At 44.8% G+C, this 25687-nt stretch carries 25 protein-coding genes; 5 read left to right on the plus strand and 20 right to left on the minus strand.

What is annotated here, in order from left to right; translation table 11 throughout:
- Nucleotides 1-61 precede the first annotated feature (61 nt).
- The 9 genes from L6I86_RS20545 to L6I86_RS20585 form a co-directional block, all read right to left on the minus strand.
- Nucleotides 62-235 carry a hypothetical protein gene (locus L6I86_RS20545; RefSeq protein ID WP_157256822.1) on the minus strand — a complete coding sequence of 58 codons (174 nt, stop codon included), beginning with the start codon at nt 233-235 and terminating at the stop codon, nt 62-64.
- An 84-nt stretch (nt 236-319) separates the two neighbouring features.
- Nucleotides 320-760, minus strand: a complete 441-nt coding sequence (gene dtd / locus L6I86_RS20550; protein ID WP_236290107.1) for a D-aminoacyl-tRNA deacylase — start codon at nt 758-760, stop codon at nt 320-322.
- Nucleotides 761-782: 22 nt separating this feature from the next.
- Complete coding sequence (locus L6I86_RS20555) at nt 783-2969, minus strand: RelA/SpoT family protein (protein ID WP_173115428.1); 2187 nt, start codon at nt 2967-2969, stop codon at nt 783-785.
- 183 nt (nt 2970-3152) lie between these two features.
- Nucleotides 3153-3665, minus strand: coding sequence for an adenine phosphoribosyltransferase (locus L6I86_RS20560; RefSeq protein ID WP_057311658.1), 513 nt, complete (start codon nt 3663-3665; stop codon nt 3153-3155).
- 26 nt (nt 3666-3691) lie between these two features.
- Entirely contained in the window at nt 3692-6109 is a 2418-nt protein-coding gene (gene recJ, locus L6I86_RS20565; protein WP_236290109.1) for a single-stranded-DNA-specific exonuclease RecJ, read from the minus strand.
- A gap of 66 nt (nt 6110-6175) precedes the next feature.
- Nucleotides 6176-7126: a cation diffusion facilitator family transporter gene (locus L6I86_RS20570; protein WP_236290112.1), complete on the minus strand. Its 951-nt coding sequence runs from the start codon at nt 7124-7126 to the stop codon at nt 6176-6178.
- 65 nt (nt 7127-7191) lie between these two features.
- Complete coding sequence (secF, locus tag L6I86_RS20575) at nt 7192-8118, minus strand: protein translocase subunit SecF (protein ID WP_236290115.1); 927 nt, start codon at nt 8116-8118, stop codon at nt 7192-7194.
- Nucleotides 8108-9343: a protein translocase subunit SecD gene (secD, locus tag L6I86_RS20580; RefSeq protein ID WP_338113426.1), complete on the minus strand. Its 1236-nt coding sequence runs from the start codon at nt 9341-9343 to the stop codon at nt 8108-8110. The genes secF and secD overlap by 11 nt, the downstream gene beginning before the upstream one ends.
- Before the next feature lie 98 nt (nt 9344-9441).
- A complete protein-coding gene (locus L6I86_RS20585; protein ID WP_236290117.1) occupies nt 9442-9726 on the minus strand; it encodes a post-transcriptional regulator in 285 nt (94 codons plus the stop codon).
- Nucleotides 9727-9930: 204 nt separating this feature from the next.
- On the opposite strand from L6I86_RS20585, the gene spoVB reads away from it, so the two are divergent.
- On the plus strand, nt 9931-11496 hold the full coding sequence (spoVB, locus tag L6I86_RS20590) for a stage V sporulation protein B (RefSeq protein WP_236290119.1): 1566 nt from the start codon (nt 9931-9933) through the stop codon (nt 11494-11496).
- Nucleotides 11497-11507: 11 nt separating this feature from the next.
- Here spoVB and L6I86_RS20595 read toward each other — a convergent pair whose 3' ends face one another.
- The gene (locus L6I86_RS20595) at nt 11508-12194 is read right to left on the minus strand and encodes a DUF421 domain-containing protein (RefSeq protein WP_236290121.1); all 687 of its coding nucleotides are present in this window, start codon (nt 12192-12194) and stop codon (nt 11508-11510) included.
- A 104-nt stretch (nt 12195-12298) separates the two neighbouring features.
- Nucleotides 12299-13627 carry an ArsB/NhaD family transporter gene (locus L6I86_RS20600; protein ID WP_236290123.1) on the minus strand — a complete coding sequence of 443 codons (1329 nt, stop codon included), beginning with the start codon at nt 13625-13627 and terminating at the stop codon, nt 12299-12301.
- Nucleotides 13628-13737: 110 nt separating this feature from the next.
- On the opposite strand from L6I86_RS20600, the gene L6I86_RS20605 reads away from it, so the two are divergent.
- Together L6I86_RS20605 and L6I86_RS20610 are read left to right on the plus strand one after the other, a co-directional pair.
- Nucleotides 13738-14118, plus strand: coding sequence for a TIGR04086 family membrane protein (locus L6I86_RS20605; RefSeq protein ID WP_235549783.1), 381 nt, complete (start codon nt 13738-13740; stop codon nt 14116-14118).
- Between the two features lie 211 nt (nt 14119-14329).
- Complete coding sequence (locus tag L6I86_RS20610; RefSeq protein WP_236290125.1) at nt 14330-15055, plus strand: phosphatase PAP2 family protein; 726 nt, start codon at nt 14330-14332, stop codon at nt 15053-15055.
- A 53-nt stretch (nt 15056-15108) separates the two neighbouring features.
- Here the strand turns inward: L6I86_RS20610 and yajC are convergent, their stop codons facing one another.
- From yajC to L6I86_RS20650, 8 genes are all read right to left on the minus strand, one after another.
- Nucleotides 15109-15417 carry a preprotein translocase subunit YajC gene (gene yajC / locus L6I86_RS20615; protein WP_056610408.1) on the minus strand — a complete coding sequence of 103 codons (309 nt, stop codon included), beginning with the start codon at nt 15415-15417 and terminating at the stop codon, nt 15109-15111.
- A gap of 15 nt (nt 15418-15432) precedes the next feature.
- Entirely contained in the window at nt 15433-16572 is a 1140-nt protein-coding gene (tgt, locus tag L6I86_RS20620; protein ID WP_173115401.1) for a tRNA guanosine(34) transglycosylase Tgt, read from the minus strand.
- Nucleotides 16573-16622: 50 nt separating this feature from the next.
- On the minus strand, nt 16623-17702 hold the full coding sequence (gene queA, locus L6I86_RS20625; protein WP_236290127.1) for a tRNA preQ1(34) S-adenosylmethionine ribosyltransferase-isomerase QueA: 1080 nt from the start codon (nt 17700-17702) through the stop codon (nt 16623-16625).
- A gap of 9 nt (nt 17703-17711) precedes the next feature.
- Nucleotides 17712-19922, minus strand: coding sequence for a SpoIID/LytB domain-containing protein (locus tag L6I86_RS20630; protein WP_236290129.1), 2211 nt, complete (start codon nt 19920-19922; stop codon nt 17712-17714).
- Nucleotides 19923-20089: 167 nt separating this feature from the next.
- Nucleotides 20090-21097: a Holliday junction branch migration DNA helicase RuvB gene (ruvB, locus tag L6I86_RS20635; protein WP_056610400.1), complete on the minus strand. Its 1008-nt coding sequence runs from the start codon at nt 21095-21097 to the stop codon at nt 20090-20092.
- Between the two features lie 32 nt (nt 21098-21129).
- The gene (ruvA, locus tag L6I86_RS20640; protein ID WP_236290131.1) at nt 21130-21759 is read right to left on the minus strand and encodes a Holliday junction branch migration protein RuvA; all 630 of its coding nucleotides are present in this window, start codon (nt 21757-21759) and stop codon (nt 21130-21132) included.
- Nucleotides 21756-22256: a crossover junction endodeoxyribonuclease RuvC gene (ruvC, locus tag L6I86_RS20645; protein ID WP_056610396.1), complete on the minus strand. Its 501-nt coding sequence runs from the start codon at nt 22254-22256 to the stop codon at nt 21756-21758. Before ruvC ends, ruvA begins: the two co-directional genes overlap by 4 nt.
- 132 nt (nt 22257-22388) lie before the next feature.
- Entirely contained in the window at nt 22389-23051 is a 663-nt protein-coding gene (locus L6I86_RS20650; protein ID WP_236290133.1) for a BofC C-terminal domain-containing protein, read from the minus strand.
- Nucleotides 23052-23160: 109 nt separating this feature from the next.
- On the opposite strand from L6I86_RS20650, the gene L6I86_RS20655 reads away from it, so the two are divergent.
- Together L6I86_RS20655 and sigW are read left to right on the plus strand one after the other, a co-directional pair.
- Nucleotides 23161-23325, plus strand: coding sequence for a hypothetical protein (locus L6I86_RS20655; protein WP_236290135.1), 165 nt, complete (start codon nt 23161-23163; stop codon nt 23323-23325).
- A 243-nt stretch (nt 23326-23568) separates the two neighbouring features.
- The gene (gene sigW, locus L6I86_RS20660) at nt 23569-24180 is read left to right on the plus strand and encodes an RNA polymerase sigma factor SigW (RefSeq protein ID WP_236290137.1); all 612 of its coding nucleotides are present in this window, start codon (nt 23569-23571) and stop codon (nt 24178-24180) included.
- A gap of 71 nt (nt 24181-24251) precedes the next feature.
- Here the strand turns inward: sigW and L6I86_RS20665 are convergent, their stop codons facing one another.
- Nucleotides 24252-25514 carry a LysM peptidoglycan-binding domain-containing protein gene (locus L6I86_RS20665; protein WP_236290138.1) on the minus strand — a complete coding sequence of 421 codons (1263 nt, stop codon included), beginning with the start codon at nt 25512-25514 and terminating at the stop codon, nt 24252-24254.
- Nucleotides 25515-25687 lie beyond the last annotated feature (173 nt).

Genomic DNA, 25687 nt, shown 5'->3' on the forward strand with positions numbered 1-25687 from the left:
TGCCTTCGGCACAAATAAAACCACGCAAGGCTGACGAACAGCGCACACGTGGTTTTATGAATTACCGGAACGATTTCTTTGGGATACTCTTCATTTTTTCTTGATCAGAAGTGAATTCTGCACTAATTTCAACATCCGCAAAAGCATTTCCTTGACTCATCCGCTCAGCCATAGAGGAATGGAAAAGTTGCTGTATCGGGGCAGTCATCATCTTTTCTTTTATGGATTGACGCATCTGTAGGCTCCTAACCGCTAATTTATACATGTATAGTATAACCAGTGACTAGGCTGCCTATCCTGAATCCTTCTCCCAAATAGCTTATTTACTATCGATCATCAAGGTAACAGGTCCCCAATTCGTTAGGGAAACATCCATCATTTCACCAAATGCACCCGTTTCAACTTGTAAACCCTGCTCTCTGAGCAACCTGTTGAATTCCTGATACAAAGGTTCTGCTTGTTCAGGCCTTGCTGCTAACATGAAATTTGGCCGCTTGCCTTTGCTGCAATCTCCATAAAGCGTAAATTGTGACACAGACAAGATAGCTCCGCCTGTCTCAAGGACAGACAAATTCATTTTACCTGTTTCATCTTCAAAAATTCGAAGCCCGGCCACTTTATCTGCAAGATACTTCGCATCGTGTTCGGTATCTTCATGGGTTATGCCAACCAATAGCATGAGCCCCTGCTCAATGCGACCGATCGTTTGATTATTGACGGTGACTTCCGCATTCTTACAACGTTGAACAACAACTCTCATCGTTCCTAAATCCCCTTACTAACTAGGTCTGCATAATCCGTTGAACCGAATAAATATCTTTGACGCGTTTTATTTTTTCAACAACGGACTGTAGATGATCGATATTTTTAATCAAAATCGTCATATGAATGGTCGCCATTTTGTTCTTATCGGAACGCCCAGAAACAGCTGAAATCATCGTCTTGCTCTCCGAAACAGCTTGTAGCACTTCGTTTAGGAAGCCGCGGCGATCATGGCCTGTAATCTCAATTTCCACATTAAAATTAGACTCAACAGCCTCTGCCCAATCCACTTCAATAACCCGTTCTTCCTCGCCCATACTCGTTGGAATGTTCGTGCAATCCGAGCGATGGACTGAAACGCCGCGTCCGCGAGTAATATAGCCAATAATGAAATCCCCTGGAACCGGATTACAACAACGAGCAAACCGGACAAGCAGGTTATCTACGCCTTTGACGCGTACACCGTTTGTAGGACGGCTTTTGCGCTCCGTAGATGCAGGTGCTTTAACCTCTTTCACTTCGCTGCTCAGCTTAATAATCTGGGCTTCTTCCGCTTCCTTACGCAGCTTCTCTGTTAGCTTGGTACATATTTGTGCTGCCGTTATGCCACCAAAGCCAACTGCCGAGAGCATGTCTTCAATATCGCTAAAATTAAACTTCTTCGCCGCTTCCAGCATTTTATCATCGCTCATTAAGGTTGGAGGATCGATGGCTAAGCGTTTCAGCTCGCGCTCAATCATATCCTTACCTTTTTCAACGTTCTCTTCACGCTTCTCTTTCTTAAACCACTGCTTAATTTTACTGCGTGCGTGGGAGGATTGCGCGATTTTAATCCAATCTTGACTTGGCCCATAGGAATGCTTAGAAGTTAGGATTTCAATAATATCACCGGTTTTGAGCTTATGATCGAGCGGAACGATCCGTGAATTGACTTTGGCACCAATAGTACGGTTGCCGATTTCTGTATGAATCCGATATGCAAAATCCAACGGAACTGCACCTGCAGGAAGCTCGATGACTTCCCCTTTTGGCGTAAAGACGAACACAAGATCCGAGAAGAAATCCATCTTCATGGATTCCATGAATTCAGACGCATCGTTCGTTTCATGCTGAAGTTCCAGAATTTCGCGGAACCAGCTCATTTTATCCTCGAAGGTACCCGATGGAACAACAGTGCCGCCTTCTTTGTAAGCCCAATGTGCGGCGATCCCGAACTCGGAGGTACGATGCATTTCCCAGGTCCGGATCTGAACCTCTAGCGGCTCACCCTTCGGCCCAATAACCGTCGTGTGCAAGGATTGATACATATTCGGCTTCGGCATCGCAATATAATCCTTGAAGCGGCCAGGCATTGGTTTCCACAACGTATGAATGATACCCAAAGAAGCATAGCAATCTTTAATGCCGTCAACAATGACGCGTAAAGCCATGAGATCGTAGATCTCGTTAAATTGCTTGCCGCGGGAGCTCATTTTTTTGTAAATGCTGTAGAGATGCTTCGGTCTTCCCGAAATATCCCCCTGAATCCCCATCTCATCTAACTTCTCTTTGATGCTGTGAATGACATCTTCAATGTATTGCTCACGCTCTGTCCGTTTCTTCTGCATGAGATTCACAATCCGATAGTATTGCTGCGGATTCAAATAACGGAGGGCAATGTCCTCCATCTCCCATTTGATTGTGGAAATACCGAGTCGATGGGCAATCGGGCAGAAAATCTCCAGCGTTTCTTCCGCAATGCGGCGCTGGCTTTCTTCCGATTGATACTTGAGTGTCCGCATGTTATGCAGACGATCCGCAAGCTTAATCAGAATTACCCGAATATCCTGCGCCATCGCAACGAACATTTTGCGGTAATTCTCATTTTGCTGCTCTTCTTTGGATTTGAACTTAATGCGCTCCAGCTTCGTCAAACCATCAACGAGCATCGCACAGGTTTTCCCGAATTTATCTAAAACAGTTTCGAGTGAAACTGTCGTGTCTTCAACCACATCATGCAGAAGTGCGGCGATCACCGAAGTGACATCCATCTGCATATTCACCAATATATCTGCAACAGCGAGTGGATGCAGAATATAGGGCTCACCCGATTTGCGTACTTGGCCATGATGGGCTTCATCCGCGAATTCATAGGCCTCCCGAATCCTCTGCAAATCATTCTCTTTCAGATAGGTGGCGGCCTTTTCCAGCAGCTGCTCTATACCCATGCATTACCCATTCCCTTTAGTCGATTTTTATTCATTATGCCTGCTAGTCAGGCCCCTCGTCAACTATTCACGTACAGGCTTCGACAAAAAGCATCATAGCTGCCGCAAACACATCACATTTACTCTTTAGAATGCTATGAAAAAGAGAATCGAATAACGAACATTCGATTCTCCAAACCTGTCTTAATATTGAACAAGTGAAACGACATCAAAACCTTCGAATTTGCTGCGGCCATCCAAGTACGTAAGCTCGATTAAGAAAGCAGCTCCGACGATTTCACCACCAAGCTGTTTGATCAAATCAACGGACGTTTGAATCGTTCCGCCTGTTGCAAGCAAGTCATCCGCAATAAGCACTTTCTGTCCAGGCTTAATGGCATCCTTGTGCATAGCCAACTTATCTTTGCCGTACTCAAGCGCATAATCAGCTTCGATCGTTTCGCCGGGCAATTTGCCACTTTTGCGAATTGGAATAAAGCCCACGCCGAGTGCTGTAGCCAGAGGGGCACCAATGACAAATCCACGCGCTTCCGGACCTGCAATTACGTCAATTTCCTTGTCTTGTATGAGTTGTTTTAATTGCTCGATGGCTTCTTTATACACAGGGCCATTCTGCAGCAGCGTCGTAATATCTTTAAAACGAATGCCTGGCTGTGGAAAATCCGGGATAACTCGGATATAATCTTTGAAATTCATATGATTTCCTCCAATGTAAACTCTGTTTATTTTATGTGATCAGCGATCCATTGCTCCAGCTCTTTCGCTGAAGAATACATAACAATGGCTTCAACTTCTTGACGATGCAATCGATGCTGGTACAATCGTGATGTTGTTAAATCTCTTTTGGCAGGTGTGGCACTTAATGTAACCATATTATCATGTTTTACGACAAATTCTAATTCCTCAAAAACAGATAAAATAAAATGAATCATTCCGAGTGATAATCCTGACCGTTTACTGAAAGATGTCATCATCCTGGTATCTTGCAGTTGAAGTGATTTCTCCTTTTGCAAGGTACCATACAGCATCTTGAACATATCCCTTGAAGGCAAAGTATTGCCGCTGTCCTGCCCTAGCTCGGCAAATACAGGGTAGCACCGCATCATCCCTGTCGCCTGCTGAAGTACTGATTTCAAGCTGTCAATACGACGAGGCAACGTGTACAGAATGACATCTTGCAGCTCATCGAACGCAACCCCGTTCGCTGCCTCATTGGCTGGCCTTACTTGGCCAGTATCTTGCACGATCCAATACGGCACTTGATGCCCAACTTGTGCAGCTATTGTTTGATACAACGGTGCATCCGCTTCATCAAACAGCACGATTCCAGGTGAGCGCAGTGGTGCCGCTGGTCCTGCTGAGAGATTGCTCGCAAGCGCTGCAAGCTTCAGGTGTAATTGTCCCGTGCCACGCCAATCAAATACCTGCGTGTGCGGGATTCGCAGATCCTGCATGATGATCTGTGGCTTTCTAACACCATTCCACTCATTAATCGAAAGTTCTCCTAAGATATCTATCTTGGCCGAGGGGGCAATTAATGCTGCTAAACTACCTTTGCCAAAGCCCACGGCTTCTACCGAACAGCTAACTTCATCCTTAGCTTGAGATAGTCCCAGCTTCAAATGCTGTTTTTCTTTGCCCATGGTCCGAATATCTTCAAGACCTAAATCCGTGAACATGAACTTAGGCGATGGATTCCCCATTCCGAAAGGTGCCAGTAATTCTAGCCCCTCAATGCTTGCAATCGGGACATCAGCTAGGTTGCACGCATTATCTACCCGTAATACAGGTACGAAGTCCTGATCCGTTAACGTTGCTGCTGCAAGCTCATTTAGTCGAATTGCGAAAGCTTCCAGATGGCTGCTATCCAAGCTCATCCCTGCCGCTGCTTGATGACCACCGTAGTGGTCCAGCAGGTCCTTACAAGCTGTCAATGCTTTGTGCAAATCAAAGCCTGCAATCGAACGTGCAGAGCCTTTGGCCATGCCCTTCTGCGGATCAATGCTCAACACAAGCGTAGGTCGATAGAATTTCTCCACAATCTTGGAGGCTACAATCCCAACGACACCAACATTCCAGTTCTCTTTAGCTACGACAATGACTTTATCCAAGCCCTTCGCTCGCTGCTCCTCAGCCATCGCAAATGCTTCTTGGACCATATCCTCAACAATTTGTTGACGCTCTTTATTCAGCATATCCAATTCGAAGGCAATTTGCTCCGCTACTTTTTCATCTGTTGTGGTCAACAGCTTGACGGCAATGTCAGCCGCTTCTAAGCGACCACTCGCATTAATTTTCGGAGCGAGCGAGAAACCGATGTGTCCAGCAGTAATCTCTTTCCGTTCAATGCCCGATACACCGATCAGCGAACGAAATCCAACATAGCTGGAATCCTGCATACGTGCGAGGCCCATCTTCACTAGCAACCGATTCTCACCTGTGAGCGGCATAAGGTCGGCAACGGTTCCAAGCGCAGCGAACTCAAGAAGTTCCTCTGGAAATCGCTCTAGCAGCGCATGCGCAAGTTTAAACGCCACACCTACACCTGCTAAAAGCTTGTAGGGATACGGACAGCCAGGCTTCTTAGGATTAATCACAGCTAAGGCGTCAGGCAGCACTTCTGGTGGTTCATGATGATCAGTCACAATCACATCTAAACCAATTTCATGGCAATACGCTATTTCTTCAACAGCACTTATTCCCGTATCCACAGTGATAAGCAACTGGACACCTTGTTCCTTGGCCAAGTCCATTGCAGCACGATTCAATCCATAGCCTTCACGAATCCGATGTGGAATGTAAGTATCGAAATGTGCCCCTAACCCTTTTAACAAATGCGCCATTAAGGATGTACTGCTTACTCCATCTGCATCATAATCACCGTAAATACGAATGAATTCCTTATTGTGTAAGGCTTTGCGAATACGCTCTACAGCCGGGAGCATCCCATCTAACAAATAGGGATCATGGTAATCACCGACGCCACCTTGCATAAATTGTTTGGCCTCAGACACGCTGCGAATATCTCGAAGAACTAGAATACGGGCTACCAAGGGATCCAATTGCAGCTCACGAACAAATTCTTCAACAAGCGCCTCATCCGCATTTCCAATGTTCCATCTTGCCTTCGGTGCTAGCACTTGGTGGCTCCTCCTTGGTGTTTTCCTATGAAAATTTCACGGTACGTAATCTTCGAAAACAATGATTTAGTGTAAAACAGACGGCAGCTCACTTGCTTCCACATCTGCCTGCTTATAAGGGTAACCTGCATCGTAAGGATTTACATGTATGTATACATGCGATACATGATGGTATTGCTTCATCAGCTGTTGTTTAATCTTCTTTGACACCTCATGCCCTTCCCAAACTGAGAGCCTAGGATTCACACTGATCGTCATGTCGATGACAACATAATGCCCGTGTTCTCTCGCGTTCAAATCATCAACCGTAATCACACCATGAATCTTTTGAACAGCTTTAACAAAATCAGCTGCCTCTTCTTGGTGAAGAACTTTTGCTGTTGGTGTAGATATGGTTTTGCTGACTAACGAGAAACCCATTCTACCTATAAAAAGTGCAACGATGAGTCCTGCAAAGGTGTCTACATAAGAAAATGCAGTAAAACCAATTGCTTGAGTCAGCATCGTGTAGAGAACACTAACAGTGACCACAAAAGAAGAGTATATATCGGAACGGCGTCTTCGTGCATTGGCAATAAATTCCTCAGTCCCTAACTGTTTACCAAGCTTACTTAAGAATTGGAACATCGCTTCCTTCGCAAGCAGCGAAATAACGAGAACAGCGAAGGTCATTACGGTAGCATCATATTCGACCTGGTTGATCAACGATTTAACCGTAATAACGCCTAATTCAGCACCAATTACTAAGATCAAGACAATGAATAGGATAGAACTTACTGAAATTTGTGGATCCAATCCACGTAAAGAAGCTCCAGCAAGTTGCACTCTCATCATCCTTACTCTGTTGATGGCAGCAGCAACTACACAAATTCCTGCTCCCGACTGCGCGGCAGCTGCGATCAGAGAATTACTATGTACTTGAAAGCCAACAATCCCTATCAGACAAGCTAACACGGTAAGTACAAGTATTGCTGACCAAAGCGCGTATTCTGTCTTATGAAATCCCTCATCATTCACGTGGACATTCCCCCTGAACGGATACAAAGGCCGCGCAACAATCACGCGGCCGGTTATTATGGTTATTACGCTGCAGCTTTCTTTTTAGAACGTGATAAGGAATTTCTTTTGAACAAATACCATAAGGAACATGCAATGAATACGGAAGAGTAGGCACCGCTCGTTAAACCAATTAACTTGGCCAAAGCGAACAACTTAATGGACTCGCTTCCGAATAGATACAAACAACCTGCTGCGATTAACACGACGAGTACGGTATTGATGTTACGTGCCATCGTTTGCCAGATACTGTCGTTAACGAGCGCAACTAGATCTGCATCAGTCTTCAGTTTAGCGAAACGCAGATTCTCACGAATCCGGTCAAAAATAACGATCTTATCATTAATAGAATAACCGATTGTGGTCAATACAGCCGCAAGGAACGGAAGGTTTACCTCGAAGCGGAAAATGGCAAACATTGCGATAACGATGAAAGCATCGTGCAGAATCGCGATAATCGCAGCCAAGGCAAAACGCCATTCAAAACGGATACTAACGTACAGACAAATCAACACACTTGAAATCGCAACAGCATAGACAGCTTTCATCAATAATTCTTTTGCCAGCTGTGGATCCACAGTATTAACTTCCTTCGAAACTTCTGCGCTATAGGCAGTTGCAAAAGCGGTTTGAATTTTGTTAACCGTCGCATCATCCAGGACATCATCGAAACGGATAGACACACGATCACTGTTATTACCACCAATTGTAGGATCTGCGTATTTCGACTTCACATCACCGCTGGTGTTCAAGCCATGCATGATTTCCTCAACCTTCGCACTATCCATCTGCTTACCGACAACAAGATCGATATTCGTTCCTGCTTTGAAATCGACACCGAAATTCATGCCTGAGGTTAACATAACAACTAACCCGATGATAAGAACTGCAGCCGAAATGATGAAAAATTTATTGCGATTCTTTACAAAATCAAACTTTTGCTTAGAGTCCACGGATGTCTGCCTCCTTCACACCGAAATAACTTGGCTTTTTCAGCAAATTACCCCGGATAATAAGATGTAGCAGCCATCTGGAGAACAACACGTTCGTTAAGATACTGATAATAATACTCATCATCGTAATAACTGCGAATCCGCGAATGGCACCGTTACCTACGTAATAAAGTACGATACCCGCGATTAAATTCGTTACGTTCGCGTCCATAATCGTACGGAAGGAATGCTTCGTCCCTGCTTTCAAGGAGGAAAGGATACTCTTGCCTGCACGGATTTCTTCGCGAATTCTTTCGTATGTGATAATGTTCGCATCAACGGCCATTCCCGCACCTAATACAAGGGCAGCAATACCAGGCAACGTCAACGTGGCATTCATAAAGTCGAAGATCGCGAGTAGAACCCAAACATACGTAATCAAAGTGAATGCCGCTACTAATCCAGGAACACGGTAGTAAATCACCATGAACAAGAAGATTAAGATCGAAGCGATTAACCCTGCTCTTGCTGTCTCGTGCAAGGAAGCTTTACCTAATGTAGCATCAACACGCTGTATGTATTTCTCTGTTAATTTCAGTGGCATAGCACCCAAATTAATCATTTTGGCTACATTCGTTGCCTCAGCAACGCTAGTTTGTGTAATGATGGCTGAGTCACTATCGATTGGAAAATTGACAGATGCCGTCGATTGAACTACATCATCCAAATAAATGGACAACGTGCTGCCAACCAGCTTTGTTGTTACTTCTTTGAATTTCTCTCTGCTCTTCATTTTGATCTCTACGATCGGTTGCTTCGTATTCGGATCATAGCTTAATTTCGCTGCGTTCTCGACGAAGTCAGTTCCATTCATGTACACCGTTCCATCAGGACCTCTGAATGTAAGTACAGAAGGTTTGGACATCAGGGTACGAACTTCTTCTTCGTTCTCTACACCAGCGAGACGGACACGGATACGATCGGATCCTTCTGGGTAAACCTCAGGTTCCGCCACACCAAGTCTGTCGGCACGTTTTGCAAGACTTTCCGCTGCTTCCGAAAGCGTTTGCTTCGTTAGCGGTTGTCCCGCTGTCAAAGGCTCTGCTGTGTACAGAATTTCAAAACCGCCTTTTAAATCCAATCCAAGTTTAATTCGGTCTACAAGACTTGGGCTTGTTACTCCTACTGCCGCAAGAACAATGACAACCGTTAGAAAAAAGAACGAAATTCTTTTCCAATCCAGCATCTGTTGCTAGTCTCCCTTCAATACTCAATATGCCTATTATACTCAGGTCTGAAAAACGAGTCAATTTAAGTCGTTTCACGCAAAAAATAAGCCCATTCTTAGAATTGGGCTCCTCTATACATGCTAATCGTCATCCAGTTCATAAACGCCGTAGATTTGAGGGACAAAATGTCATTTACGATTTGATGGAGAGAGGGCAACCCTGTCTTGCGGTATTTATCGCTTACACAATCCCATATATCCTTGCCAGTAACGTGCTCGTACCCAAGCAGATTAAATTCCTCAACCTTGCTCAAACATAAGCTTTCAATGATTTCATTCAGTTCTTGATCCGACATACCTGGATTCTCTTCTTCACTTCCGTTATCCTGTGCGTCATTCATGGGGGATCCTCCTAAAAGTTTTGCTGGAGCAAAACTAACTTTCGTAAGCATGAGCTAGGGCATTCGTTTTACCTGTATGATATATAGTTCGATAGCCACCTCGGAATTTCCTGCCAAATGCGCACTTGTCCATAAAATCTTAGCATGAGCTTGGACAGCTCGCGCATAGTCATAGGTATGACATTATCGGAAGAGGGTATGGCAGTGACCAAGCAGTCGTTTATTAGAGGTACAATGATCCTGCTCGCCGCAGGCATTTTGAATCGCATACTTGGCTTCATACCCCGAATGACTTTACCGCGCGTGATCGGGGCTGAAGGAATTGGTATTTATCAAATGGGCTGGCCATTCCTGTCCGTTATTTTAACTATCATTACCGGAGGTATTCCCGTTGCCATTGCCAAGCTGATCGCAGAAGCGGAAGCTGAGAAGAATGAGACCCGGATTCGCAGCATATTACGCATATCTCTAGCGATCACGATATCACTTAGCTTTATTTTTACAGTTGTCTGCCTACTAGGAGCTTCATGGATCACATCTCATTTATTGACGGATTCCCGTGTTTACTATACTTTCCTATGTATGAGCCCCATGATACCCATTATTGGCGTTTCTGCTGTTTATCGCGGCTACTTTCAAGGCAGACAAAATATGATTCCTACCGCGACCTCACAAATTATGGAAACATTAATTCGAATTGTCATGGTTCTCGTCTGTTCCTATATGATGGTCCCTTATGGTATCGAATATGCGGCAGCAGGTGCGATGATTGGCGTTTTGGCAGGTGAAATTGGCGGACTAGCCGTATTGGCTATTCATTTTAGATGGGATAAAAAATCTTTAGCTAAACCTCCACTTGCTCAAATAGGAACGAAGAAAACAACGGGTCGACTCTCTAATCTGCGCAGAATCTTACGTATCTCAATCCCGATCACAGGAAGCAAACTCATCGGTGCTAGCTCCTACTTGTTGGAGTCGATCTTAATTGCTCAAAGCTTAGCGATCGCCGGCATTACCACATCACTTGCAACCGCCCAGTACGGAGCCTTACAAGGTATGATCATTCCCATCATCCTTCTACCAAGTGCACTAACCATGTCATTATCCGTTTCTCTGATTCCCTCATTAAGTGAAGCTGCCGCCCGCAAAGACCTCAAGACGATCCACATGCGTTTGCATCAATCGTTAAAACTCGCTTTAGTGACAGGTGCCCCTTTCTCTGTATTGATGTTTGTACTCGCTGAACCGATTTGCAAGTATCTGTACAACCAGCCTGATGTCAGTGTCATGCTTAAAATGATGGCGCCGATCGCGATATTTATTTATTTTCAAGCTCCGCTGCAATCTACCTTACAAGCATTAAACAAGCCTGGAGCTGCTCTAATCAACACGTTAATTGGGTCGACAGTCAAGTTAATCTTAATCTATTGGTTGGCCAGCAAGCCCGAAATGGGCATACACGGCGCTGTATTCGCCATTAATGTGAATATCGTTTTGGTTACACTGCTACACTGGAATAGTGTCGTTCGTCTGCTCAAATTCCGTATGGAAGGCAGTAGTTTCGGGAAAATTGGCGCGGCCATGCTTCTCTCAGGAGTTGTTTGTTATTTCATCATGTACACGCCTTGGGTGTCCGCGACCTGGATACGATTTGTGTCCTCCTTATTGTTAGGGCTCTTTTCCTATATCTTTTTCATCACGGTATTTGGACTCATCAGTCTTAAAGATATCGGTCGACTGCTGAATATGGGCAAAAAAATAATACGTTGAATTCCAGCGACTCACCTCTTGCGATCAAGAAACATTCTGCCGCGATGATCAATTGAACAATAGAAGATTTCTTTAAAATCCCTAGCTCCTTGTTCTTGCAGCTGATTTTTCAACCAAAATCTCGTTTGACCAATTTTCTCTAAGTTTTCGTCTTGTACTTTACCATCCATAATAAGAGGCAGCGGCAAGCCTTCGTAACGAATCTTGTTATTTAATTTCGTTACCTCCGGCCCTGTCTCTTTTTCATTTTTATCTTTCTCTACCACACTTAACTTCCCCGAAGGTTCCAAGATCGCAAATTCTACATCGGCCACGTTCATAATTTTATTTTGTCTCAATTGCAGCATCAGATCATCTAAATTATAACGATGTTTCTTCATTTCGTTTCGATTAATCATTCCTTTATTGATAAGCACACTCGGTTTCCCGTCGAAAAGCACACGAATGGTGCGACTTTTCAACGTAATATAGGCAATGACAACTTGAATAAGCACCAGAGTCCCCATCGGTAAAATACCAGACACAAGAGGCTTCTTCACGTCCTCAAGCACGAACACAGCAATTTCCGCAATCATGATCGAAATGACTAGATCGAAAAGCGAAAGCTTACCAATTTCACGTTTCCCCATAATACGAAGCATGAGAAAAACAACAAAATAGATAAGCACCGTACGCAAAAAAATGGTCAGAATCTCCATCGCAACCTCCCTGATCTAAGCTCTAGCTCGTTCTCGGAGTTCACTGGTATTCTGACCGCGTACGCACCTCATCATGCAGATATTACGTATTCAATTGTTGGCAATTACAACAAGAATAATTTGAAATATAACGTAGAAATCAAGAGCAGCACGAAACAAATCGGGGCAGCAACCACCACATACTCACTTTGTTTTAACTTTACACCATCATGATAGGTAAAAGATGCCGCGTATAAGCTCGCGATTGAGCTCACTAGTGTCACACCGCTTCCGATCCCGCTTCCGACGATCAATGCCCACCACATCGGCTGAGTTGACGTCTCTACAAGCTGCTCCATTTGATCCACAATCGGAATCATAGCAGCAATGAATGGGATATTATCCATCATCGCTGTACCAAAACTATTCAACCATAACAATAGAATGGATAGGAACGGGATGCTCCCTTGGCTTAGCTCTAGCCCTCGATTTGCAATAAATCCTGAAAAACCTGCATACGTTAAGCCCCCAACCATGATGAAAAGTCCCAAGAAAAAGAGCCATTGTGTTTCTCTCAGGTGATGCCATACCGCGCCAAAATCCTTATTTCTAATTACCTCAAAAATATCTTTGTAATTCATAGCTAGTAAAGCAATAGCCCCGGAGGCTGTAATGTAGGCTGGACTCCATGCTAATAAACCATGAAGACATAGGATAACTAGGGTCACTCCTGTAATTATACTGCTTCCCAAGACGAATTCTCTATGGGGAGATAAATAGGAGCTAGGCTTAATGCTTAACAGCTCACGCATGTGTGCTTCAGCCGCTACTAAGCGCTTTCGATAGATCAACCACATAATGAGATAAACAACGGCTAACAGCAAGCAAATCAGAGGAAATAATTTAATGAACATTTCCCCCGCCGAAATATGCCCTGACGCCCCTAGCATTCGGCTAGGTATATTCCCCATAATCGTTGCTGCACCGCCAATATGTACGGATAATAACATCGAGATTAGAAATGGGGCCGGCAGTAACCTCATTTTTCTGGACGCAATTATGATGAAAGGAACGATGACAACAACAGCCATTAAACTATCCAAGAGCGCAGAGATCAGCGCCGCTAGCAGCGAGAGACTAATGATAACGGTAAGTGCCCGCATGCGGTATTTTCGAACAATTGAACTTACGATATACGAAATAATGCCGGTTTTCTGGAAAAGGCTCGATATGATGAAAAGACTCACGAGATAGATTAAAATCGGCCAACTCGCGTAGGTTGTTAGTGCTTTTTGGAGCGGTACAATGCCTAAAATCAGCATCAAACAAGCCCCACCAAGCGCGGTATACATACGATCCCATTTTTCAATCAATATACAAATGTAAGCAGCTGCAAAAATAAGCAGAGCCGCTACAGCTTGCCACATCACCGGTCCATGAGAGAATTCAGTCATAAATAATCACACTCCTTGATCTATAGTTTGTACTAATTCTATGTGCTTGGCCATACAATGATGATAATGAAGCGCTCGAATATAGGAAAGGAATGATGCCTGTGAACCCTATGAAAACGGTCAGTCAGGTTCGAATAACATCGCCATTATTTTCAGGACTTGTCTACTCATTTAGTATGATGACCATTGGAACCATTGTGACCTCCTTGTTTTTGCTTTTAACTAGCACACAAGAAAGCTCCTTACACACATTAACAACCATCATCCACGCGGTCTCCTTATTTATTGGAGGATGGGTTTCAGGTAAACGGGCCGGTAACCGCGGCTGGTATCACGGGGGCATGGTCGGCGTCTTCTATTTCATTCTCATTTTCTTAGTCGGTTTTCTGGCATTCGATGCAGGGTTGAATCTTCAGTCCCTCCAATTGCTTGGCATTTTATTCGCATCTGGGGCGCTCGGTGGCATACTTGGTGTAAATACTCAAAAATAAGTCTTTTCCGTGAAGATTGCACTTCCCCCCCGTTGAATGTGGTATAATGTCATAGTTATTGCCGCACAAAACTTCCAATATATAGGGGGATACAACTTGAGCCCTTTTCAATCTATGACGCATGCGACAGTTTATATTGTACTAACAATTTTCGCTTTTGTAATTATCGCAACGCGAAAGAGCCCATACACGATTGCCAGTAGCTTAGTTCATGAAATATTTACTTCACGCAAGTTCCTTTTTTCATTTCATCGCGTTGCTAATGATCCTCATGTTTAACAAGATGGAGATGGCAATTGAGAAAGGCATGCAATACAAAGCCGATTTCACGAAGTCCATCTATGGCATTGAGGGTGACTTTGTAGCAACGATCCAGAACCTTTTTCATAATGATATCCTTACGATCGTATGTAGTTATTTCTATGTCATTATATTCCCATCGATTATGATTACTTCCATTGCTATTTACACGTATCAGAAGAATCATAAACTTTTCTATGCAGTCTGTTATGCACTCATGTTCAATTATATGATTGCCATCCCTTTTTATCTTTTTTTCCCAGTTAACGAAGTATGGTTTTTCCACCCTAAAGTAGATCTTCTAATCTTAGATGTGTTCCCAACTTTCGAGCAAGATTACAGACCATTATCTGGACTCGATAATTGCTTCCCAAGTTTGCATACATCCATATCCATTTCAATGGCCGTCATTGCGGTAAAAAGCCGAAACACATTTTGGAAAATTTTCGTACCCTGTTCAGCAGCCTTTATTATTTTCACAATCTTCTATCTAGGCATTCATTGGTTATCCGATATGTGTGCTGGAGTCGTACTCGGTGTCGTTGCTGCTCGAATGGGTCTGCGCATTGCCGAAGGTCGTCTTATCCTTGGTGAGCGTGCACTCCTTAAACGCCCTGTAAAGAATAACGAATATTAAATATATGCAAATAAAAAGCGAGAGCCTGTTATAGGACCTCGCTTTTTGTTAACTTATTCCTTAGTAGCAGGGGTTTGTGCAACTGCATTAACGGCAGAGCGATCAAAAGTCATTTTCGTTGCATCGTTGACACGAAGTACGCAAATATCATCTGTGATTTCTACAATCGTGCCATGAAGACCGCCAATCGTAACAACCTTATCCCCTTTTTTCAATCCTCCGAGCATTTGACTACGTGTTTTCTGTCTTTTTTGCTGTGGACGAATAAGTAAGAAGTACAGAACTACGAACATAAGCACTAAAGGCCCGTATGTATACAAATATCCTACTGCACCAGTGGTACCTTCTTCAGCTAGAAACATAGGTATCCTCCTCTCTTAGAATCCTCTTTCATTATCATTCAGCCCGTAAGCGGCAAAGAAGGTATCGCGGAAATCAAGTAATCGATCTTCCTTAATGGCTTCTCTTACTTCACGCATAAGCTGTAGTAGAAAGTGAAGGTTATGAATCGTCGTCAAGCGAATCCCGAATGTTTCATCTGCTTTGATGAGATGTCGAATATAGGCTCGACTGTAATTCGTACATGTATAACAAGAACATTTGGCATCCAGCGGGCCGAAGTCCGTTGCATATTTCGCATTACGAATAACTAGACGACCTGAGCTTGTCATACAAGTCCCGTTTCTAGCAATCCGCGTCGGTAATACACAATCAAACATATCAATGCCTCGGATAGCGCCTTCAATCAATGCGTCCGGCGAGCCAACCCCCATCAAGTAACGGGGCTTATTCGCAGGCATAAGTGGTGTTGTGTAATCTAGCACTTCATACATCAAGTGCTTAGGCTCACCTACACTCAGTCCACCAATAGCATACCCCGGGAAATCCATGGAAGTCAACTGCTCTGCGCTCAGCTTGCGTAGATCCTCATGCATACCACCTTGGATGATTGCAAACAAGCCTTGATCCTGAGGTCTTGCATGGCTTTGCAAGCAGCGCTCCGCCCACCGCGTCGTACGCTCCAGTGATTTCTTCACGTATTCGTATTCCGCTGGAAACGGCGGACACTCGTCGAAGGCCATCATAATGTCAGAACCAAGAGCGTTCTGAATTTCCATCGCCTTCTCTGGAGATAGGAATAACTTATCACCATTCAAATGCGATTTGAATGTGACGCCTTCCTCCGTAATTTTACGCATATTGCTCAAGCTAAAAACTTGAAATCCACCACTGTCCGTCAGGATCGGTCGATCCCAATTCATGAACTTGTGCAACCCGCCAGCTTCTTTCACTATCTCGTGTCCAGGGCGAATGAATAAGTGGTACGTGTTGCTTAAAATAATTTGAGCGTCCATCGTTTTCAATTCTTCCGGACTCATTGTTTTCACAGTTGCCTGTGTACCTACCGGCATGAACGCTGGCGTTTCGATAACACCATGCGGGGTGTGAACGCGGCCTAAACGAGCGCCAGATTGTTTACAGGTTTTAATCGATTCATACGTTACTGCTGCTGTCATGAAATCCACTTCCTATTCTAAGCTTGCTTATTCTTGTTCAATCGGATGAATTAATAAATCAACATGGCATCGCCGAAGCTAAAAAATCGGTACTCTTCCTTCACAGCTTCTTCGTAGGCTCGCATAACATTGGACTTACCAGCCAGTGCACTAATGAGCATAAGCAATGTTGACTTTGGCAGATGAAAATTCGTTAACAACACATCTACGACACCAAACGTGTAGCCAGGATAAATGAAAATGGACGTCCAACCTTGGGAGGCCTGAATGAGTAAAGGTTGGCCTTCTTGGTAACCTGACTGCTCGCGGCTTAATCCAGCTGCTGTCTCCAACGTTCGTGCAGATGTTGTCCCTACCGCAATAACACGTTTCCCCGCTGATTTCGTCTCATTAATTAATGCAGCTGTTTCTTCGGATAAAATGTAATATTCAGCATGCATCTGGTGATCTTCGATCTTATCCACGGACACAGGGCGGAAAGTACCTAGACCTACGTGCAGTGTCACGAAGGCTAGTCGGACACCTTTGTCCTTCAGTCTCTCCAAATAATCTGCCGTAAAGTGCAAGCCTGCCGTTGGCGCGGCAGATGACCCTTCATGCTTCGCATAAACGGTTTGATATCGTTCCCGCTCTGACAGCTGCTCCTTGATATAAGGCGGAAGCGGCATCTCGCCTAATCGATCCAAAATTTCATTGAAAATCCCGGTGTACCGGAATTGCAGAATACGAGCTCCCATGTCGCCAACTTCAACGACTTCTGCAGTAAGTAGTGGCTCGCCACCATCGTCTGCCGCAGTACCGAATACCGCAACAGCGCCAAGCTGCATGCGTTTCCCAGGCTTGACCAGTGCCTCCCAACGATCCTCGCCTAGCGGCTTAAGCAGCAATAACTCCACTTTAGCGCCTGTGTCTTTCTTCATACCAAAAAGCCGTGCTGGAATGACTCGTGTATCATTCATCACGAGTAAATCCCCGGCTTCTAAATAGGATATCAGATCTTCAAACGTGCGATGAGCGGTTTCGCCAGTTTCTTTATTCAGTGTAAGCAGTCTAGACGCCGTGCGTTCTAGCAGCGGCGTCTGGGCAATCAAAGATTCAGGTAATTCAAAATCGAATGCTTGTACTTCCATGTTAGTTATTCATTCCTTCGTTATGTTGACCCCAGTAAAGTACGTCTGAAGTATTTTTTTGTAATCGTAGCCCTTCTCTGCAAAGCCTTTTGCACCCCATTGCGACATGCCCACGCCATGGCCAAAACCTTTTCCACGGAAAATAATTTGATTTCCTTGTAGGGCAGTTGAGCCCTTAGGTGGGATGCTAGATGACACTGTGCCTGTCGACACGGGCTTACTTATGCCCGTACTGCTTAGCGTCATTAAATCCGTTTTCTTCACAGCTGTTGGCTGCGTTTGTTTCCCGGATAGCACATAGACGCTGTCTGATGATGAACTGCTCGAAACCACACCTGAGCCGCTCAAAATCGCAATGCTGGTTCCGCTTGAAACAGATGAGCTAGTATCAGTATAACTGCCTGCTCCTTCTATTTCAAACAGCGTACTCGGTAAACCACCCAGTACACCTCGAATAGCATCCGGATTGTCCACCTTCACGACAACACCGTTAGCCTTCAACTCGATTGCTCGGCCTGACGGGCCTCTCTTGGAAACTTCCAGTGAAGTCAACTCACCGTTGATGGGAATCTTAGCAGCTTCAAGTTTACTCTTGATTTCACTTAAGCTATAAGGACCTCTTATCCAAGAGTAAGCATTCGATTCTCTTTCTTGACCAAGAATGACAACTTTTTCTTTAGTTTCCAGTTTAGCTATGGCAGGATTCGCAACATTATCCACATAAGGTGCTAACCGTACGTTAACATCTGCCTCTGTAGCTTCGTAAATAGCTTTTCCTGCCTTGTCCTTCTGCCCACTATCCTTCACATACATGCTATGTACAAAACCGATTCTGCCGTCTGTCAGCTGAATCTGATACCAAATGGCTTTGCCCTGCTCAGCACCTTCATCCGGGCTAGCAACGCTTCGCAAATAATCAACCGAATTGCCCCAAGCCTCCGTAGAATCTGCTGTGATTCCCCCCGCATTCGAAGCAAATACAGGTGAAATCAAGCCTCGCTTATTCGAAATCACTTCATCCTTCGTTGCATCAACCGCTAGATTGCCAGCAGTAAATTCTTTATCCAAGCCATAGTAAGCCTGTTCAAGAGTTGTATCCGTAACTTGAGCAATCTCATACTTATTTCCTTGAACGATCGCATAAGTACGCGCAGCTACAGCTTGAGCCTTCAGCGCTTCTGCTGGCCATTGTGAATTAAGCTCTGCACCAATAACGCCATATAAATATTGCTCCATAGGAACTTCATTGACCAACGCTAATCGATCGTGATACGTGCTTATCTCCATGTCGCCACGGAAACTGCGGTCCATGCGTTCTTTCACAGCGATGCCCTGTTTCTTAGGATGAATTACTGTTTTCTGCTCACCAACAGCAGTCACATAATGAGCCACAGCAGCTGCGGGATTGCTTGAGGTGGTTACATCCGACCTGCGGATCAAGTAGGCAGCCTTCGTATTCGCTGGTTGGAGAGGCGTATTGGGTGCAGCTTTCAGTGCAGCTTGCTTCACCAGCTCAAGCTTGGCATCCGTTGCCTCGTTTCCTAACCAAACACTATAGCCCACTTTACCGGCCCCATCCGCCTGTAAAACAAGATCAGCTGCAACACCCGCCCCCGTGTACACGGCGATTTGCTGCTGTGCTGCGGCCTCTGATCCATACATCCCCGCACTCCAATGGAGCGGACCACTGACCACAGGTGCAACCGATTTCGTTAAAGTAGCAACCGTAGGGTCCTTCAAAGCTTGGGCTGCTGCATTTTCGGCTTCAGCCTGCGTGGGCAAATTCCCGTAATACACTTGATACACCATTTTACCAAGCTTTGTACGACTTAACACGAAGCTTTCCTCTGCCATTACTGCCAGTTTGCCGTTCAAGGTCCTAGCTGTAGTGAAGTCTGACGTTTCCAGCATCATCATACTATACTGATCTAATGACATTCGAATCGTTGTATCCGAAATGGAAGCCCATGGCTTCGCCTCCGTATTCGCTGAGCTCCGCACGCCAATATCAAATCCACCTGGGGATGAAAGTGAAACTAGCGGTTCTATCTTTTTATATTTGGCAGCATTAATGACAAGGGCAACACGAATCTGATCCAAATGCTTAATCCCATCGGCATTCGCTTCGGATCCTCCGTATAAAGTGGCTGTAAACGTTAGTGCTGCTGCCGTTATGATGGCAATTCGCTTTGGGTTAACTAGCTGATGTCTTCCAAACATAAAGGTATCGTATCCTTTCTTACGCTATCATCTAGTAATGTAGACTCTAGCAAGAGACAGAAGTTTTGTTTATTCGTTGAAAAAAGACAAAAAAAGCTCTTGCCCGCCCTTCTAGCAGCGGCAAAAGCTTACAATTGTCATTTCATGATGGCTGATCTTTAACTAATTTAACGTTGCTCCGGTACAGGTAACCCGAGGTGGTGGTAAGCTTGCGGCGTCACAGTCCGTCCTCTAGGCGTACGCTGCATAAAACCAATTTGAAGCAAATACGGTTCATAGACGTCTTCAATGGTTTGGCTTTCTTCACCGATCGTTGCAGCAATCGTTTCAAGCCCCACAGGCCCCCCTTGGAAGCTCTGAATAATCGCACGCAGCATCTTATGGTCAATTTCATCCAATCCCAGATCATCCACTTGCAGGAGTCTTAGCGACTCCTTAGCAAGCTCCATGGTAATGATGCCGTCGCCTCTCACCTGTGCAAAATCGCGCACCCGCTTCAGTAATCGGTTCGCGATACGCGGAGTCCCGCGCGAACGCATGCCGATCTCGCGCGCAGCATCACCAACGATGCCGACCTGCAAGATGTCGGCTGTCCGACTGACGATGTAGCTGAGCTCATCGACCGTGTAGAACTCCAACCGACTGACGACACCAAATCGGTCGCGTAGAGGCGCAGAGAGCAGCCCAACGCGTGTCGTGGCGCCGATCAAGGTAAATGGCGGCAAGTCGAGACGCACAGAGCGTGCGCTTGGCCCCTTGCCGATGATAATATCAAGGGCAAAATCCTCCATCGCTGGGTACAGCACCTCTTCCACCGTCCGGTGGAGTCGGTGGATCTCATCGATGAAGAGCACATCCCCCTCCTGCAAATTTGTCAGGATGGCAGCAAGATCTCCAGGCCGCTCGATAGCAGGCCCGGAGGTTGTACGAATATTCACGCCAAGTTCATTGGCGATAATGTTGGAGAGCGTTGTTTTACCGAGTCCAGGGGGCCCGTACAGAAGTACATGATCCAGGGCTTCTTTCCTCATTTTCGCAGCTTCAATATAGATCTTGAGGTTCTCCTTCGCCTGTTTCTGGCCGATATATTCAGCCAAAAAACGTGGACGCAGACTATATTCGACCACATTGTCTTCCATCATAAAATTAGCCGATATGATCCGCTCATTGTCCATGGTGCCCCTCCTTTCTTTGCACGTTCAGTTGCTTACATGGTGAATAAAGCTTGCAAAGCAAGCTTCACCAGCACATCAACAGAATCCGATGGCCCAACTTTAGGCTTCACTTGCATCCATGCACGATCAACTTCTGCTTCCGTATAGCCAAGTGTCATCAAGGCTTCCTTCGCTTCACTCCAAGGCAGTCCGCCTTCCGTTAATTGTGCTGATCCGACAACACTTAATGCGACAGCAGCCTCCGGACTAGAGAAGCTCACAGAGCCTAGCTTATCTTTCAAGTCTAGAATAATCCGTTGGGCTGTTTTCTTCCCGATCCCAGGAAGCTTGGTCAGAAACGCCAAATTTTCTTGACTTATCGCTAGTATGACCGCTTCAGGTCTTCCACCTGCTGCTAGAATGCCGAGAGCTACTTTGGGACCAATTCCACTAACATCCAGCAATAAGCGGAATAAGGACTGTTCATCTCGCGTAATAAAGCCAAACAGGAGATGAGCATCTTCCCTTACATGATAATGGATGAACATCGTGACATCTTCATTCTCTTTATGCGAAAGCGCATAAGGGTTCGGGCAAAAAACACGATAGCCCACACCATTCACATCGAGAACCGCATAGTCACTTTCACGCAGAGCTACTTTACCTCGTAAGAAATCTATCATCGTTTGACCTCGTTTATTCTAGATTGAAGTGCGGAGGAATGCGCATGACAAATAGCGATAGCGAGCGCATCAGCGACGTCATCTGGTTTCGGTATTTGGGACAACTTTAACAAAATCTTAACCATCTCCTGCACTTGCTTCTTTTCTGCATTTCCATAACCTACAACGGCTTGCTTGACTTGAAGTGGCGTATATTCAGCAATCGGCAGCCCAGCCTGCACGCCCGCAAGAATCATTACACCTCGCGCCTGGCCTACGGTGAATGCCGTTGTTACATTTCGATTAAAAAATAGTTTCTCAATGGACATCACATCTGGTTTATATTTCTCTATCAATTGTACTGTAGCGTCATAGACATCCTTCAATCGGATACCTGGATCCGTGTGTGCTTCCGTTTGAATCGAACCATATTGTACCGGAACTAGTTTACTGCCGATTTTATCAATAAAGCCAAAGCCTACGATCGCGATCCCTGGATCAATCCCTAGAATACGCAAAGTATTTCTCTCCCATCTTTAAAAAAAGCGAACGTATGTAGTCATTTCCATTATAGCAGATAACAAAAAAAAGAGATAGACTCGGGAGTTACCGAAACTATCTCTTGAGCTTTATCTATGCTATTGTGTGAACTAAGGACGTGACATTGCACCTTCCGTAACTTCTATGGCATAATCGCTGAACGTTGATAATACGCTATTATACTCCTCTATATCCGTTACTCGAATTCCTTTATGAAGTTGTGCCACTGTATCTCTTGGTAAACTGCTTTCTAGCTGCTGAATATTGAGTTGGAAAAAGGTGCGAATGATGTGATTGTTTGCAGGAGTCCCATTGAATAACGACAAATTGCTGCTACCGTCTATTCCGAATACTGCTTTTTCTTTGCAGTCTGGAGATAAGTCTTCAATGTTTTCCGTAAAAACAACCTCGCCTGTCTCTTGAATGCTTAACTGCCAATTAGGGTGTTGTTTCTGCAGTGAGAGTAGTTCTTGTGACGTATGCGAACCCAATTGACTGCGTTCTTCTCCACAAACATAGGACTTGAGCAAATAGCTTTCTCTGCGATCGGAAATGGCTTGCAACAATTTCGTTGCTTCCTGAATACGTACATCTTCTTCTGGTGTTAAATCAGCGATGGTCGCGCGAGTGGCAACTTTCGGGTTGTAGGGGGAATCATCACCAAATACGGACCAGGTAACCATAGCAACCAGAACGAATATCCCTAAGGTCAACCAACTTCGCTTCCAGCGTAATCTCTTTTTCAATTGCTTCAAGAACCGATGTACAATCACGTTATCCCCTTCTTCTTGTTTTTTCGTATTGTTTCCATTTGCAAGAAGCACTATACATCATTTACCATAGAAGAGAATGAAACCAATCAAGACGGATGGTGAATTTACCATGAACGGAAGAAAGCCAATTAAACGCACAACTCTCCTCATTATCGGCGTCGTTATATTGTGGGGAAGTGTAGCTTTATGGAACGAAATCCATAAAATTGGAACAAGCAACTCGAATACGAATACAACCTCTGTCTCGCATTCCAATCCAAGTCCTCGTAGCTAGCAAAGAGACTTTGACTTCGTCAAAGATCCCTATAAATTGTCACGAAACTTACAAGATTTCGGTAACAATTGGTTATAATCGTGCTCTCGCACTCATTTGAATTTGACTGTAGCCACAGAAATGATATAGTCAAAGATAGATAAAAACTCTCATAGGCATACAGGAATGACGATATATATGATATAAGCAAATGAGACTGGTCTAAACCTTTTTCTAAACGACAACTCTAAGGAGGGAAACATCATGAATGTGGCAGAACTTCAATTAATTCAATTATCCAGACGAGGCGATCGCAACGCTTTCGTGGAGTTAGTCGAGCTCTATCGTAGCAAAATACAAAAGCTTGCGTTTAAGATGCTGCATAACCGTCCTGATTCTGAGGATATTGTGCAAGAAACCTTTATCCGCGTCTATTTGAATTTAAACCACTTTGATGAAAGCCAGAATTTCTCAACCTGGATTTATCGGATCGGAAAAAACGTTGCCATCGATTTGCTGCGTAAAAAAAGGCCTGTTCAATACCTCGACGCGGAGCTAAATGATTTTGATGATGATTACAGCTATTACAGTAAGCTTGCCAGCCAAGATCAATCACCAGAACATGCGGTACTTCAAACCGAAATTCAAGAGCATATGCACGCATCCATCAACAAATTAGCGGACAAATATAAAGGTATTATTACGCTGTACTATCTAGAGGAGCTTTCTCTTCAAGAAATTAGTGAGCGTCTGAACCTGCCGATTACGACTGTGAAAACTCGTTTGCATCGGGGACGTGAGCTTCTTCGCAAAAAATGGGGAATGAATTTCGTTATTGGTTTAATGACCTTCTTCACATTAGGCATGATCGCTTAATTTCCCTGCAGAATAGGAATAAGCCACAAACCACGATATCAATCGTGATTTGTGGCTTATTTTTTTGAAACTTAGAAATTCATCCACGGGCCGTTCGGTTTGCTTGGTTCCCGCTTCTCTATGCCCCGTTCTTGCTGCTGTAAGAACGCACTCAACGCTGAGGCTCCAGATAATTTCACTTTTCGTGTTGAGCGACTTCCGCTAGTTTTGGGTTTAACTGATTTCTGCTTGTCGCGAATGTCAATGTCAAGTTCCGCTACCGTATCCGTAACCTGTTTCAGTTCATGGGTATGAACTTGCGGCAACAAAGATGATTCTTCATATGGAGCGTGCTGACCTGCACCCGCATAAGGAATACCATAGGGATCATGTTGGAACGCATATTGTTGCGCCATAAGATGATCATACGGCATCGGAGGCGGATAAAAGGCAGGCATCGCAGTCATCTCCTGTGACGCATTATCCCAAGGGTTCCCCATTGGAACATTCGTGAAATGGGTTGGATAGTTCATCCAAGGCTGCTCATTCAAGGAAGATCCACCACACCCGCAGCCCTCATCGACGACAGTGACTGGAGCGACCATCGACGGAAGCTGCTCACACGGCTCTTCCTGATACGGAGGATACGCCGGAAGCGTCATTGCCTCATGGTGCTGCTCAGGGTAAGCAAAGACTTCTGTGGCTGTAATATGAAATTGCTGGAACGGATGAACCGCTTGCCCATAGGGTTGATGGAGTCCTTGGTCTTCCATGACTGGAGCTGGAATAAACGGCGCCGGCTGCGTTATTTGTGGTACGGCAGGAACCGTTTCCCCCGTAGATAACGGAGGTGCTTCTACGACAGGTTGTTGTGGGCTAGCGATAATTGGCTGTTGATAAGCATCTGTTGGCGGCATTGGCTGAACCATTGGCACGGGAGCAAACGGCTCTGTGCTAAGTTTTGATGTATTGTGGTGCGTGTGGTGCGTTCCATGCTGATTACTTTGCGTATGTCCATGCTGCATTTTGGGGACAAAAACAACATCCCCCGTCATAAGTACATTTGGATTCTTTAGATGTGCATTCGCTTTAATCATCGCTTGCAATGGCACATCCCACGCCTTTCCAAGCTTCCATAAACTGTCACCTTGCTGTACAACATGCTTATAAACAAAATCAGATGCAGGTGGTTCAACAGGTTTAACTGTAGATGGAATCTTCACTTTCATCCCAATCTCAATCTGATTTGGATCAGCTATTTGCGGATTAAGTGCAATTATCTGGTCTAGGGTGGTGTTGTATTTTTTTGCGAGCTCGTACAGGGTATCGCCTTTTTTGACAATATGGATTTTCAAAACCCTACCTCCTTAAAGTTTTCTACAGAAAACTGGCTTGTAAGCATCTCCTTCGCGTTTCTCTTCCAATCGCCATAAACTTGGCCGCGTCAGCATCGCTTATTCACAATAATGATATTACAGTTTATGCACGTTCCTAGGCTTTTGCCCCTGTCGCACAAAAAAAATCCCTC

The sequence above is a fragment of the Paenibacillus allorhizoplanae genome, assembly GCF_927798215.1.
In the GTDB taxonomy this organism is placed as follows: Bacteria; Bacillota; Bacilli; order Paenibacillales; family NBRC-103111; genus Paenibacillus_E; species Paenibacillus_E allorhizoplanae.

Coding starts and splice junctions, on each gene's coding strand:
- L6I86_RS20545 (WP_157256822.1), bottom strand. CDS start 235: ATGCGTCAATCCATAAAAGAAAAGATGATGACTGCCCCGATACAGCAA.
- dtd (WP_236290107.1), bottom strand. CDS start 760: ATGAGAGTTGTTGTTCAACGTTGTAAGAATGCGGAAGTCACCGTCAAT.
- L6I86_RS20555 (WP_173115428.1), bottom strand. CDS start 2,969: ATGGGTATAGAGCAGCTGCTGGAAAAGGCCGCCACCTATCTGAAAGAG.
- L6I86_RS20560 (WP_057311658.1), bottom strand. CDS start 3,665: ATGAATTTCAAAGATTATATCCGAGTTATCCCGGATTTTCCACAGCCA.
- secD (WP_338113426.1), bottom strand. CDS start 9,343: ATGCTGGATTGGAAAAGAATTTCGTTCTTTTTTCTAACGGTTGTCATT.
- L6I86_RS20585 (WP_236290117.1), bottom strand. CDS start 9,726: ATGAATGACGCACAGGATAACGGAAGTGAAGAAGAGAATCCAGGTATG.
- L6I86_RS20595 (WP_236290121.1), bottom strand. CDS start 12,194: ATGGAGATTCTGACCATTTTTTTGCGTACGGTGCTTATCTATTTTGTT.
- L6I86_RS20600 (WP_236290123.1), bottom strand. CDS start 13,627: ATGACTGAATTCTCTCATGGACCGGTGATGTGGCAAGCTGTAGCGGCT.
- L6I86_RS20605 (WP_235549783.1), top strand. CDS start 13,738: ATGAAAACGGTCAGTCAGGTTCGAATAACATCGCCATTATTTTCAGGA.
- L6I86_RS20610 (WP_236290125.1), top strand. CDS start 14,330: ATGAAATATTTACTTCACGCAAGTTCCTTTTTTCATTTCATCGCGTTG.
- yajC (WP_056610408.1), bottom strand. CDS start 15,417: ATGTTTCTAGCTGAAGAAGGTACCACTGGTGCAGTAGGATATTTGTAT.
- tgt (WP_173115401.1), bottom strand. CDS start 16,572: ATGACAGCAGCAGTAACGTATGAATCGATTAAAACCTGTAAACAATCT.
- queA (WP_236290127.1), bottom strand. CDS start 17,702: ATGGAAGTACAAGCATTCGATTTTGAATTACCTGAATCTTTGATTGCC.
- L6I86_RS20630 (WP_236290129.1), bottom strand. CDS start 19,922: ATGTTTGGAAGACATCAGCTAGTTAACCCAAAGCGAATTGCCATCATA.
- ruvB (WP_056610400.1), bottom strand. CDS start 21,097: ATGGACAATGAGCGGATCATATCGGCTAATTTTATGATGGAAGACAAT.
- ruvA (WP_236290131.1), bottom strand. CDS start 21,759: ATGATAGATTTCTTACGAGGTAAAGTAGCTCTGCGTGAAAGTGACTAT.
- L6I86_RS20655 (WP_236290135.1), top strand. CDS start 23,161: ATGAACGGAAGAAAGCCAATTAAACGCACAACTCTCCTCATTATCGGC.
- sigW (WP_236290137.1), top strand. CDS start 23,569: ATGAATGTGGCAGAACTTCAATTAATTCAATTATCCAGACGAGGCGAT.